The organism is Prauserella aidingensis (assembly GCF_024171865.1).
Classification (GTDB): domain Bacteria; phylum Actinomycetota; class Actinomycetes; order Mycobacteriales; family Pseudonocardiaceae; genus Prauserella; species Prauserella aidingensis.
This window is the reverse complement of the sequence record NZ_JAMTCN010000051.1, coordinates 1-14,744: the sequence shown is the minus strand read 5'-3', so window position 1 is coordinate 14,744 and position 14,744 is coordinate 1. Positions and strand designations below refer to the sequence as shown.

General features: G+C 74.0%; 1 protein-coding gene. It reads right to left on the bottom strand.

Annotated features, from left to right (window positions below):
* A partial coding sequence (locus LY13_RS25065; RefSeq protein WP_308216400.1) for an SDR family NAD(P)-dependent oxidoreductase occupies positions 1 to 14,689 on the bottom strand: 14,689 nt, incomplete at its 3' end.
* Positions 14,690 to 14,744: the final 55 nt, after the last annotated feature.

Genomic DNA, 14,744 nt, shown 5'->3' with positions numbered 1-14,744 from the left:
CACCCTGACTGTGGCCAACAACGGCAGCCGGCTCCACGCCCCACGACCGCCACACCTCCGCCAACGACACCATCACAGCCCACAACGCCGGCTGCACCACATCCACCCGCTCAAGCAACTCGACGTCAGCCAGCACATCCGACAACGACCACTCCACAAACCCGTCGAGCGCCGCCTCACACTCCGCCAGACGCCCGGCGAACACCGCAGACTCCGCAGCCAGGTCCCGAGCCATGCCGACCCACTGCGAACCCTGACCCGGAAACACCAACACCAGCCGACCCGGCTCCCCCGCCGAACCCTCCACAAGGGACGGGTGCGTGCCGCCGGTGGCCAGCGCACGAAGGCCGTCCACCAGCGTGTCCCGGTCACCGACGAGCGCGGCCCGCCGGTCGAACGACGCACGCGTCGTCGACAGTGACCACGCCACGTCGGCGGCCTGCGCGTCGCCGACCGAGGCCAGCAACCGTGCGGCCTGGTCCCGCAGTACGGGCGTGGTCCTGGCGGACAGCACCCACGGCACGGTCGACGCGGCGGGCTCGTGGTCAGGGGCCGCAGCGGCCGGCGCGGGGCCCTCTTCGAGGACGACGTGCGCGTTGGTGCCGCTGATGCCGAACGACGACACGGCGGCGCGCAGGGTCCGGTCCTCAGCGCTGAGGTCGACGGGTTCGGTCACCAGTCGCATGTCCCCTTCGGCCCAGTCCACCCGTGTGGACGGCCGGTCGACGTGCAGCGTCTGCGGAATCATGCGGTGACGCAACGCCATGACCATCTTGATGACCCCGGCGACACCCGCCGCAGCCTGCGTGTGGCCGAGGTTGGATTTCACCGAGCCGAGCAGGAGCGGACGATCCCGCTCGTGACCGTAGGTGGCGAGCAGCGCCTGCGCCTCGATCGGATCGCCGAGCGGCGTTCCGGTTCCGTGCGCCTCGACGGCGTCCACATCGGAGGGCCGGAGGCCTGCCGTGGTGAGGGCCGAGCGGATGACCCGCTGCTGCGACGGCCCGTTCGGCGCCGTCAGCCCGTTGGACGCGCCGTCCTGGTTCACGGCGGAACCGCGGAGCACGGCCAACACCCGGTGCCCGCGGCGCTCCGCCTCGGACAGTCGTTCCACGACGAGCATGCCCACGCCTTCGGACCAGCCGGTGCCGTCGGCGGATTCGGCGAACGGTTTGCACCGGCCGTCCGGCGCCAGGCCGCCCTGCCGCGAGAACTCGGTGAACGCGCCGGGGACGGCCATCACCGTCGCACCGCCCGCGAGGGCCAGCGAGCACTCCCCCGACCGCAGTGCGGCCGCGGCGAGGTGCAGCGAGACGAGCGACGACGAACACGCCGTGTCGACGGTGACCGCGGGCCCCTCGAGGCCGAGCGTGTAGGACACCCGGCCCGACGCGACGCTCGTGGCCGTGCCGGTCAGCAGGTGTCCCTCCACACCGTCCGGCAGGGCGGGCAGGCCGGCTCCGTAGTTGGCGGTGGCGGCACCGACGAACACGCCCGCGTCGGTCCCGCGCAGCGCCTGCGGGTCGATGCCCGCTCGTTCCAGTGCCTCCCAGGTGGTCTGGAGCAGCAGGCGTTGCTGCGGGTCCATCGCCAGTGCCTCCCTCGGGGAGATCCCGAAGAACGCCGCATCGAATTCGCCCGCGCCGTGGATGAAGCCGCCCTCACGCACGTGAGTCGTGCCGGGGCGCTGCAGCGTCGGGTCGTAGAGGGCGTCCATCTGCCAGCCGCGGTCGACGGGGAACGGGCCGATGCCGTCCCTGCCCTCGGCCAACATCGCCCACAGCTGTTCGGGAGTGTCGGCCCCTCCGGGGAAGCGGCAGGCCAGTCCGACGATGGCCAACGGTTCGTCGGTATCGCTCCGTGCCGGGACGGCCGGGGCGGCGTCGGCCGAACCGAGCAGCTCGCCGCGCAGGTGCTCGACGAGTTCCTGTGGCGTCGGATGATCGAAGATCAGCGTTGCGGACAGTCGCAGCCCGGTCTCGCCGGTGAGCCGGTTGCGCAGTTCCACGGCGGTGAGCGAGTCGAAGCCGATGTCCTTGAACGCCCTGCGCGGGTCGACCGCCTCCGGGCTGCCGTGTCCGAGGACGCCTGCGACGTGGGTGCGGACGAGGTCGAGCAGGGTGCGGTCGGCCTCGTCGGCGGGGCGTCCTGCCAGCCGTTCGGCCAGTCCCTGCGCCGCCCCCGGTGCCGCGGTGTCGCCGGCACGGCCCGCGCGCCTGCGGGACGTCCTCGCGGGGCCCACGAGGTCGCGCAGCAGTCGCGGAGCGGCCTCCGGAGCACTGCGCAGTGCCGCCAGGTCGAGGTGCATCGGGACCACCGCGGAGGTCGGTGCCTCGACCGCCGCGTCGAGCAGCCGCAACGCGTCCGTAGTGGACAGTGCGCCGACACCGGCGCGGGAAAGCCTGCCACGGTCGGCCGAACCGAGCTCGGCCGCCATCGACTCGGACTCGTCCCACAGTCCCCACGCCAGGGCCGTGGCCGGCAGGCCGAGTCCCCGCCGGTGGCGTGCCAGCGCGTCGAGGTAGGCGTTGGCGGCGGCGTAGTTGGCCTGTCCCGCACCACCGAACACTCCCGCGGCGGACGAGAACACGGTGAACTCGGCCAGATCGGCGTGCGAGGTGAGTTCGTGCAGGATCGTGACGGCCTCGACCTTCGGCGCGAACACCCGGTCCACGCGGTCGGGATTCAGCGCCCCGACGACGCCGTCGTCGAGCACGCCCGCGACGTGCACCACGGCCGTCAGCGGGTGTTCGTCGGGGATCGACGCGAGCAGCGCCGCGACGTCGTCGCGATCGGCCAGGTCGCAGGCCACGACGTGGGCGCCGAGGTCGGCCAGCTCCGCCGCCCGCGGGGACGCGGGGCCGCTGCGGCTGGCGAGCAGCAGGTGACGGGCACCTCCTTCGCCGAGATGCCGCACCACGCGAGCGCCGAGCGCGCCGGTCGCTCCGGTGACCAGCACCGTGCCCTCGGGGTCGCGCGGGCGCGGCACGGTGAGAACCACCTTGCCGACGTGCCTGGCCTGGCTGACGAACCGGAACGCCGCCGCTGCCTCCCGTACGTCCCAGTGGCGGCGAGGCAGGTGCCGCAGTGCACCCTCGGCGAAGAGTCCGACCAGCTCGGTCAACATCTCGCCGATGCGCTCCGGGCCCGCCTCGATGAGGTCGAACGACCGGTAGTGCACGCCGTCGGGGTCGCGCAGGTCGGTCTTGCCCATCTCGAGGAACCGGCCGCCGTCGGCCAGCAGCCCCAGCGAGGCGTCGATGAACTCGCCGGCGAGCGAGTTGAGTACCACGTCGACGGGTCCGAATCGGTCGGCGAAACCGAGGTCGCGCGACGAGTCCAGGTGGTCGACGCCCAGTTCTCGCACCGCATCCCATTTGGACGGACTCGCCGTGCCGTACACCTCGGCGCCCCAGTGACGCGCCAGCTGCACCGCGGCCATACCCACCCCGCCCGCGGCGGAGTGGATCAGGACGGACTCGCCCTCGCGCAGGTCGGCGAGGTCCCGCAGCGCGTAGTAGGCGGTGAGGAACACCAGCGGCACCGCGGCCGCGTCCTCGAACGACCAGTCGTCGGGGACCTCGGCGAGCATGCGCGCATCGGCGATCGCGGTGGGGCCGAACGCTTCCGGTACGAGGCCGAACACGCGCTGTCCGGGCCGCAGTGTCGTGACGCCGGGACCGGTCTCGAGCACGACTCCGGCGCCCTCACTGCCCATCGGCACGTCGCCCGGATACATGCCCAGTGCGATGAGGACGTCGCGGAAGTTGACGCCGGCAGCCCGCATCGCCAGGCGGACCTCGTCCTCGGCGAGCGCGCGATCGGCCGTGCCAGGCAGGGCGCGGACGGCGTCGACCGTGCGGTCCGCACCCGCGGCGAGCCGCCAGGTGCCGCCCGCGGGCGGGGCCTCGGGGGCGCGGACCAGCCGAGCGGCGTGCGGAACGCCGTCGCGCACGGCCAGCTGCGGTTCCGTGGCGGCCAGGTGCAGCGCGGCCGCGGGCAGTTCCGCGTCCGCGCGGTCCAGGTCGAGGAGCACGAGCCGGTCCGGGTTCTCCGACTGGGCCGAGCGGACGAGACCGTGCACGGCCGTTCCCGGCAGGTGCCCGACGTCCGGCGCATCCAGGCTCGCGCCGACGGTGAGCACGACCAGTCGCGCGTCGGCGAACCGGTCGTCGGCCAGCCAGCGCTGCACCAGGTCGAGCGCGGCATGGGTCGCCGCGTGCGCATCGACGTGCCCCGTGACGGGTGCGACGACGTAGTCGAGCACGCCCTCGGACCCCGCGGCGGCGAGGTCGTCCAGGTCGTCGGCGACCACGGCCGGCGGCACCTCGGCCGCAGGCGGGGTGCCGAGTACCGCCCATCGGAGTGCGGCGCCGGGCCGTGCCGTACCGGCCGGGTCCGTGTCGGACGCCGCGGCCGGGGTCCACGTCAGGTGGAGCAGGGCGGCGTCGGTGGGCGTCTCGGCAGCGACGGGTGCGCGCAACGCGAGCCCGTCGACGGTCACGACAGGGGCGCCGGCCGGGTCGTCCGCCCGGAGGGAGACCGCGCCGGTCGGCGAGCGGCGCAGTGTCACCCGCAGCGCGTCCGCCCCGGTGGCGTGCAGGGCGACGCCGGTGAACGCGAAGGGCACCCCGCCGTCCCCGCCGTCCAGCGCGGCGGCCTGCAACGCCGCGTCCAGCAACGCGGGGTGCAGGCCGTGCTCGGCCGCGTCCGTACCGGCACGGTGCTGCGCGGCGTCGGCGCCCCGGCCGTCCGGACCCGAGAGCAGGGAGACCTCGGCGTGCACGGCACCGTCCGAGCGCCAGGCGCCGCGCAGGGCCCGGAACACCGGTCCGTAGTCGAAGCCCGCATCGGCGAGCCGCGCGTAGAAGCCGTCGAGGTCCACCGGTTCGGCGCCGGGTGGCGGCCACTCGCCCGCGGGGGCGGGCACCCCGGGCAGTTCGGGGCTCAGCACGCCCTCGGCGTGCGCGGTCCATGCGGCGTCGGGATCACCCGCGGGCCGGGAGTGGACGGCGAGGGTCCGGGTCCCGCGTTCGTCCGGCGCGCCCGCGTTGACCTGGAGGTCCACCGCCGCGCCGTCCGCGGGAAGCACGAGCGGAGCGGCCAGGGTGACCTCGGCGACGTGCGGGCAGCCGACCTCGTCACCGACGTGTGCCGCCAGGTCGACGTACGCGGTCCCGGGCAACAGCACGTCCCCGCCGATCCGGTGATCGGCCAGCCACGGATGGGTCCGCGTCGACAACCTCGCGGTGAACACCCGCAGGTCGCTGCCTGCCACCGGGACCGAGGCGCCCAGCAGCGGATGGCCTGCGGACCCGAGGCCTGCGGCCCCCGCGTCGCCGGTGCCGGCGGCGAACGACCGCGGCCAGAACCGCTCGCGCTGGAACGGATACGTCGGCAGTACGACGTCGCGCGGCGCCGGGCCGAGCACGGTCCAGTCGACGTCGAAGCCGGCGACGTACAGCGCGGCCAGCGCCGCCGTCACGGCGTCGGGTTCGCCGCGGCCGGGCTGCCCGTCCCGCAGCAACGGGACCGCGGCGGACAACTCGGCCGCGGCCAGCGACGACAGCCCGCCGTCGGCCCCGAGCTCGAGCGCGGCGGTGACACCCGCCTCGCGCAGGCACACCAGTCCGTCGTGGAAACGTACCGCCTCGCGGGCCTGCCGGACCCAGTACTCCGGGTCGGTCAGTTCGGTCGCGACCGCGCCCGTGACGTCGGAGACCACCGGGATGCGGGGCTCGTGGAAAGTCAGGCCGGTGAGGACGTCGCGGAACCGGTCGAGCACCGGATCGAGGTGCGCCGAGTGGAACGCGTGGCTCACCCGCAGCTCGCGCACCTTCGTCCCGGCCGTGGTGAAGTACTCCACCACGGCGGCCACGGCCTCGCAGTCGCCGGAGACGACCGTCGCGTGTGGACCGTTGACGGCGGCGATGTCCGCTCCCTCGGGGAGAACGGCCCGCACCTCGTCCTCCCCGGCGGCGACCGAGGCCATGGCGCCGGGCGTGGTGACCGACTGCATCAGACTCGCCCGGGCGGCGACGAGTGCCGCCGCGTCGGCGAGGTCGAGCACGCCCGCGACGTGGGCGGCGGCGACCTCGCCGATCGAGTGCCCGAGCAGCAGGTCCGGTACGACGCCGTGGAACTCGGCGAGCCGGTGGAGTGCGACCTGCTGGGCGAACAGCACCGGCTGCGTCCACGCCGTCTCCCCCAGCAGTTCCGCGTCGCCGGTGTGGGCGACCTCGCGCAACGGCCGGTCGAGATGTTCGTCCAGGTGCGCGCAGGCCTCGTCGAACGCGGCCGCGAACACCGGGTCGGCGGCGTACAGCTGCGCCCCGGATCCGGGACGCTGGCTGCCCTGGCCGGGGAAGAGGAACGCCAGCCTGCCCGCGGTGGTGGCGTCGCCCGTCACGAGCGGCCCCTCGGCCAGCACGTCGGCATCGACGTCGAGCGGCCACGTCGCCCGGTGCTCGAAGTGGGTACGGGTCGTGGCCAGCGCCTGGGCGATGCGCGTCCGGGCGAGACCCGGCGCGGTCCGCAACACGTCGGCAAGGTCGGCCGCGCGGGCGCGCAGCGCTGCCTCGGATCGCGCGGACAGCACGAACGGGATCTCCCGGGTGACCTCCGGCGCGGGCGTGGGCTCGCCCTGTTCCAGGACCACGTGGGCGTTCGTGCCGCTGATACCGAACGAGGACACCGCGGCCCTGCGCGGCCTGCCGGTCTCCGGCCACGGCGTGTGCCGGGTGGCCAGTTCCACCGCACCCACCGTCCAGTCGACGTGTGTGCTCGGCTCGTCGACGTGCAACGACGCGGGCACCTCGGCGCGACGCAGCGCCTCGATCGTCTTGATCACCCCGGCCACGCCGGCCGCGGCCTGCGTGTGGCCGAGGTTGGACTTCACCGAGCCCAGCAACAGCGGGTTGCTGCGGTCCCGGCCGTAGGTGGCGAGCACGGCCTGTGCCTCGATCGGGTCGCCGAGCGCCGTCCCGGTGCCGTGTGCCTCGACGACATCCACATCGGACGGTTCGAGGCCCGCCGTCGCCAGCGCCTGGCCGATGACCCGCTGCTGGGCCGGCCCGTTCGGAGCCGTCAGCCCGTTGGACGCACCGTCCTGGTTGACCGCCGAGCCTCGCACCACCGCGAGCACCGGGTGACCGTTGGCGCGCGCATCGGACAGCCGCTCCACGAGCAGCACACCCACGCCCTCGCCCCAGCCGGTCCCGTCGGCCGCGGCGGCGAAGGGCTTGCACCGGCCGTCGGCGGCCAGCCCGCGCTGCCGGGAGAACTCGACGAACGCACCGGGCGTGGACATCACGGTCGCTCCGCCCGCCAGCGCCAGGTCGCACTCACCCGACCGCAATGCCTGCGCCGCCCAGTGCAGGGCCACGAGCGACGACGAGCACGCCGTGTCGACGGTGGCGGCGGGACCTTCGAGCCCGAAGGCGTAGGAGATCCGGCCGGAGATCACGCTCGCCGCGTTGCCGGTGGCCACGTACCCCTCGACGGCCTCGGTCGAATGCCCGAGCAGGGTCGCGTAGTCCTGGCTGTTGGTGCCGACGAACACGCCCGTGGCACTGCCGCGCAGGGTGTGGGCGTCGATGCCCGCACGTTCCAGCGCCTCCCACGAGGTCTCCAGGAGCAGTCGTTGCTGCGGGTCGGCGCTCAGCGCCTCCCGTGGGGAGATGCCGAAGAACGCGGCGTCGAAATCGGCCACGCCGTCGAGGAACCCGCCCTCGGTGGCGTAGCTGGTGCCGTGGTGGTCGGGGTCCGCATCGAACAGCGCGGACGTGTCCCAGCCGCGGTCCTCGGGGAAGGGGCGCACGGCGTCGCGACCGTCGGCCAGCAGTTGCCACAGCGCTTCGGGCGAGTCGGCGCCGCCGGGGAAACGGCAGGCCATGCCGACCACGGCGATCGGTTCGTCGGCGGCCTCCGCGCGGCGAACCCGGCCCCTTTCCGCGCCGCCGAGCAGCGTCACGCGGAGATGTTCGGCCAGCTCACCACAGCTCGGATGGTCGAACACCAGCGTCGCGGGCAGCGTCAACCCGGTGGCCGCCGCGATCCGGTCCCGCAGTTCGACGGCGGTCAGCGAGTCGAAGCCGAGGTCGCGGAACGCGGTCGCCACCGGAACCGGCTCGGTCGAGGCGTGGCCGAGCACGGCGGCCGCACTGGTGCGCACGAGGTCGGTCAGCCGTCTGCGGACCTCGGCGTCGGCGAGGCCTGCCAGCTCGGTGCGCAGCGCGCTGTCGTCCGCGGTCGCAGCGTCGCCGGTCTCGGGCGTGACACGGGCGAGCAGCGGGCTGGGGCGGGTCGCGGTGAACGTGTCGGTGAACCGGGCCCAGTCGACGTCGGCGACGACGAGCAACGGCTCCCCGGTACGGGACAGGGCCTCGACGGCCCGCCGCGGCTCCATCGGCCGCAGTCCGCGGCGCGTCAGGTCGGCACCGGTGTCACCGCCCGCCATACCGTCACCCGCCCACGGGCCCCAGGCGATCGCGGTGGCGGGCAGCCCGGCGGCCCTGCGTTCGGCCACCAGGTCTTCGAGCGCCGCGTTCGCCGCGGCGTACGCGGCCTGCTCACCACTGCCCCACACCCCGGCGATCGACGAGTAGACGACGAACGCGTCCAGGTCGGCCGTGACGTCGTGCAGGATCCGCGCGCCGGCCACCTTGGCGGCGGCGACGCGGGCATAGTCCTCCGGGATCGTCCCTGTCAGCGGCGCGACGTGGGAGACGCCCGCGGTGTGGACGACGGCGTCGGGCGCGTGGTCGGCCACGACCGCCGTCATGGCGTCCCGATCGGTGACGTCGGCGGCGACGGAGACGATGCGGGTCGTCCCGGCGGTGGCGCGGAGGTCGGCCAACACGGCGTCGTCCGCACCGCTCCTGCTGACGAGCACGACCTCGTCGGCGCCCTCGGCCGCGACCCACCGGGCGGCTTCCGTCCCGAGCGCCCCGCTGCCTCCCGTGATCAGCACCGTGCCGCGCGGACGCCAGGATCGCGTCGGCGTGGCGGGCACGATCCTGCGCGCCGCGGCGCGGCCGCCGAGTCGAACCTGGTCCTCGGTGCCCGCGAGGACCCGCGGGACGTCCGCCCACCCCGCGGGGTCGGTGACGGTGATCGTGCCGCCGACGCGGTCCGGGTGTTCGAGGGCGGCGACCCTGGCGACGGCCAGCACGGCCGCGTCGGAGCTGACCACCCAGGTCCTCGTGGCCCTGCCGACCGCTTCGGTGATCAGCGCCGGGTCGGGGTCGACCAGCAGCAGGGTCTCGTCGGCGAGTTCGTCGAGGGAGTCGATGCGGCGGTGGTCGCAGGGCGCCTCCCCCAGAACGGCGACCGGCTCGGTGGTCGGTTCGCCGAGGGTGATGGTGTCCCATTCGACGCGGTGCAGCCACGGCTCGACGGGCACGGGTTCGGCGTCGAGCCAGTAGCGGGTGTGCTGGAACGCATAGGTGGGCAGGTCCACGAGCCGCGCGTGCGGAGTGAGCCGGGCCCAGTCGACGTCACGACCGCCGACGTGCAGCGTGGCGAGGCCCTCCAGCAGGCCCGTGCGCTCGTCACGGTCGGTCCGCTGTGCGGGAACGCAGCCCTCGACCAGCGGTGCGAGTGCCGCATCGGGGCCGACCTCGAGGACGTGGGCCGCGTCGAGCCGGGACACGCCGTCGGCGAACCGCACGGTCTCTCGGATGTTGGCGACCCAGTACTCGACACTCTCGGGGTTCCGGGCCTCGGAGTCCCCGGCCACGCCGACGAACTCGACGACCGGAGCCGACAGGGTCACGGTGTCGAGGAACGCACGGAACTCCGGAAGCACCTCGTCCATGTGGGCGGAGTGGAACGCGTGGCTTACGTCGAGCCGGGTCGCCCGGACTCCGCGTTCCTTCGCCGCGGCCAGCACGGCCAGCACGGCGTCCTCGTCGCCGGAGACCACAGTGGACCGCGGGCCGTTGACGGCTGCGATCTCCACGCCCTCGGGCAGGTCCACGTCGGCGGCCGGGGAATCGATGGCGGCCATCGCCCCACGGTCACGCACCGACGCCATGAGGGCACCGCGCCGCACGACCAGCTCCGCGGCGTCCTCGAGCGTGAGGATCCCGGCGACGTGGGCCGCGGCGATCTCACCGACCGAGTGTCCGATCACCACGTCGGGCGTCACGCCCCACGACTCGAGCAGGCCGGCCAGCGCGACCTCGAAGGCCAGCAGTGCGGGCTGGGCGAACTCGGTCTCGCCGATGCGCTCCCCGCCGCCCGTCAGCTCGTCGCGCACGTGCTCCGGGAACAGCGCCAGTACGGCTTCCCACGTCCGCGCGAACACCGGGTACGCGGCCGCCAGCTCGCGGCCCATGCCCGCGTGCTGGGCTCCCTGACCGGTGAACACGAACGCGGTACGTCCCCGTGCCGCGGTACCGCGGACGACTCCGGGGCCGTCGAACGCCGCGAGTCCGTGCAGCAGCCGGTCCCGGTCACCGACGACGACGGCACGCTGCGGCAGGCGGGCGCGGGTCGCCGCGAGCGTGCGGGCGACGTCGGCCGCCGGCTCGTCGGTCAGGTGTGCGGCGAGCCGCCGGGCCTGCTGGGCCAGCGCGGTCTCGTCGTGGGCCGACAGCACCCACGCGTGCGGACCGTCGTCCGGTTGCGGGGACGGTGCGGAGGCGTCGGGGTCCGCGCCTGCCTGTTCGAGGACGACGTGGGCGTTGGTGCCGCTGATCCCGAACGAGGACACACCCGCGCGACGCGGCCGGTCGACGGCGGGCCAGTCGCGGTTCGCGGTGAGCAGCTCCACCGCGCCCCCGCTCCAGTCGATCCGCGTGCTCGGGGCGTCCACGTGCAGCGACGCGGGAACCACTCCGTGGCGCATGGCCTGGACCGACTTGATGATGCCGGCGACGCCCGCCGCGGCCTGAGTGTGGCCGAGGTTCGACTTCACCGACCCGAGCTGCAGCGGCACGTGGCGATCACGGCCGTAGGTGGCCATGAGGGCCTGAGCCTCGATCGGGTCGCCGAGGACGGTACCGGTGCCGTGCGCCTCGACGAGGTCGACGTCGGCAGGCCGGAGCCGGGCGGACTCCAGCGCCGTGGTGATCACCCGCTCCTGCGACGGGCCGTTGGGTGCCGTCAGGCCGTTGGACGCACCGTCCTGGTTGACCGCCGAGCCGCGGAGCAGCGCCAGCACCGGGTGACCGTTGCGGCGGGCGTCGGAGAGCCGTTCCAGCAGGACCAGCCCGACGCCTTCGGAGAAGCCGGTTCCGTCGGCGCCGTCGGCGAACGACCGGCAGCGCCCGTCGGCGGACAGTCCCTGCTGGCGGGTGAATTCGACGAACACGCCCGGCGTGGACATGATGGTGACACCGCCCGCCAGGCCGAGGTCGCACTCGCCTGTCCGCAGCGCCTGTGCCGCGAGGTGCACGGCCACGAGCGACGACGAGCAGGCCGTGTCGACGGTGACCGCAGGGCCTTCGAGACCGAACGTGTAGGAGACGCGGCCGGACACCACGCTGGCGGAGTTGCCGGTGCCGAGGTGCCCTTCGACGCCGTCGGGTACGGAGCCGAGCCGGGAGGCGTAGTCCTGGTACATCACGCCCGCGAACACGCCGGTGCGGCTGCCCCGCAGTCCGTGCGGATCCATGCCTGCGCGTTCGAACGTCTCCCACGAGACCTCGAGCAGTTGCCGCTGCTGCGGGTCCATGGCCAGCGCCTCGCGCGGCGAGATGCCGAACAGCCCGGCGTCGAAGTCGGCGGCCTCGGCGAGGAACCCGCCCGCGTGGATGTCGGGACGGCCGCCGGTGAGTGCGGCGAGATCCCAGCCACGGTCCGCGGGGAACGGACCGACGGCGTCGCGGTTGCCCGCGACGAGGTCCCACAGATCGTCGGGCGAGGCGATGCCGCCCGGGTAGCGGCAGCCCATGGACACGATCGCGATCGGTTCGTCCACGGGCCGGGTGACGGTGCCGGTGCGGCGGGCGGGCGCGTCGCCTGCGATGTGGGCGGCGAGCGCCTGCGGCGTCGGGTGGTCGAACACCAGCGTCGCGGGCAGTCGCAGGCCGGTGGCGGTGGCCAACCGGTTCCGCAGCTCCACCGCGGTCAGCGAGTCAAACCCCAGGTCGGCGAACGCCCGTTCCGGATCGACCGCGGAGGCACCGTCGTGCCCGAGGACGGCCGCCGTGGTGGCGCGGACCAGTTCCACCGCGGCCGCCGGTCCGAGTTCCGACGTGGGCGTGTCCGGCGTCGCGGCCTTCTTGCGCGGTGCGGGAACCAGGGACCGCAGCAACGGCGGGACCTCACCGGCCGCCCGCACCGCTGCGAGGTCGAGGTCGAGCGGCAGCAGCACGGGGGCGTCGGTGCGCACGGCGGCGCTCAACAGCGCCAGTGCGTCGGCGTCGGTGAGCGCGCGCACGCCGCCGCGGGCGGTGCGGCGCAGCTGGGTCTCGTCGAGGTGGCCGGTCATGTCGCTCGCGCCCGCCCACAGGCCCCACGGCAGCGACGTCGCGGGCACGCCCTGAGCGCGCAGTTCGACGGCGAAGGCGTCGAGTGCGGTGTTGGCGGCGGCGTAGCCGGCCTGTCCGGGGTTGCCGAACACGCCCGCGGCGGAGGAGAACAGCACGAAGGCGTCGAGGTCTCCGGCGAGTTCGGCGAGGTTGCGGGCAGCGTCGAGTTTCGGAGCGGACAGGGCGTTGAGGCGGTCGGCGTCCAGGTCGGTGACGAGCCCGTCGTCGAGGGTTCCCGCGGCGTGCACCACAGCCGTCACCGGGAACTCGGCCAACAACGCAGCCACCGCACCCCGATCAGCCACATCACACGCCACCACACGCGCCGACGCCCCCAACGCCGACAACTCCCCCACCAACGCCTCGACCCCCGGAGCATCACCACCCCGACGACCCGCCAACACCACCTCACCAACACCATGAGCAACCACCAGATGCCGCGCCACCACAGCACCCAAACGCCCCGTACCACCCGTCACCAACACCCGCGAACCACCACCGAACGGCTCCACCACCGGAGCCGCCTCGGCCCGGACGAGCCGCGGCGCGAGCACACGACCGCCGCGCACGACCAGCTCCGGCTCGTCGTCGGCCACCACGACGGCGTCGAGAGTGCCGTCCGTGTCGATCAGTGCGAGCCTGCCGGGGTTCTCGTTGGCGGCGGTGCGGACCAGGCCACGTGCGGCGGCACCTGCGACGGTGCTGCGGGTGCGGACGACGAGCAGACCACTGCCCTCGTCGGCGAGGTGGTCCTGCACGGCGGCGAGGATCTCGGCGGTCGGCTGGTCGTCGACGTCGAGGATCCGCGGCGCTCCGGTGGCGTCCGGGGTCTCGGCGAGGACGCCGGTGTCGAATGTCCGGTGGTCGACGGGTGTGTGGTCGACGGCGTACAGGGCCGCGCCGGTCGCGGGTGCGAGCGCGGCGGCGTCGAGCGGCCGCACCGCGAGACCGCCGATGCGCACGACCGGCGTGCCCTCGGGATCGGTGGCGGTGACGGTGACCGTGTCGGGGCCTGCTGCGCTGATGCGGACCCGGAGGGCCGTGGCGCCGGTGGCGGAGAGTCGGACGTCGGTGAACGAGAACGGCAGGCCGCCGCGGGTGGCCTCGGTGACGAATTCGCCGAGCGCGATGGCGTGCAGGGCGGCGTCGAGCACCGCGGGGTGCAGGCCGAATCGCTCCGCGGTGACGTGGTCGGTGTCGTCGAGGCGGACCTCGGCGAGTACGTCGTCACCGTCGCGCCAGGCGCGGCGCAGCCCTTGGAACGCGGGCCCGTAGCCGAGGTCGTGGCTCGCCAGTTGTGCGTACAGCCCGTCGACGGCGATCTCCTCGGCGACCTCCGGTGGCACACCGTCGTGGGCGGGCGTTTCGGGGGCGACGGTGGTCAGGCGGCCGTCCGCGTGCCGGGTCCACGGTGCGTCGTCGGCGTCCGGTCGCGAATGGACGGCCACGCTGCGGCGCCCGTCGTGGTCGGGGCCGACGGACACCTGCAGGCTCAGCGCGCCCTGTTCGGGCAGGATGAGCGGCCGTTGGAGGGTCAGTTCCTCGATGTGCGGTGCGGCGGTGTGGTCACCGGCGCACAAGGCCAGTTCGACGAGTGCGGTCCCGGGCACCACGAGCCGTCCCGCGACGACATGGTCGGCGAGCCAGGGATGCTCGTCGAGGCTGATCCGACCGGTGAGCACGGCACCGTCGCCGTCCGCGAGGGAGACGAGCGCGCCGAGGAACGGGTGCCCCGCGGCGCCCTGACCGAAGCCCGCCGGGGATCCCGCCGGGGCGGTGACGCGCCGCGGCCAGAACCGTTCGTGCTGGAAGGGGTATGTCGGCAGGTCGACACGGTGACCGCCGGGGACGACGGCGTTCCAGTCCGGTTCCACACCGGCGACGACCGCCTCGCCCAAGGAGAGCAGCAGCCGGTCGAGTCCGCCCTCGTCACGCCGCAGCGAACCCACCGCGACGACGTCGTCGGGCAGGGCCATCGTCAGCACCGGATGCGGCGAACACTCCACGAACGTGCCGAACCCATCAGCCCTCAGCTGTTCCACCGCGTCGGCGAATTCGACCGGGTTGCGCAGATTGTCGAACCAGTACTCCGCGCCCATCGCCGAGCCGTCCTCGACCCTGCCCGTCACCGTCGAATACACCGGAACCTCACCGGCCCGCGGTGTCACCGGCGCCAACACATCCAGGAGTTCCTCGCGCAGATCGTCCACCTGCGACGAATGAGAGGCGTAATCCACCGGAACCCGCTTCGCCCGAACGTCGTCC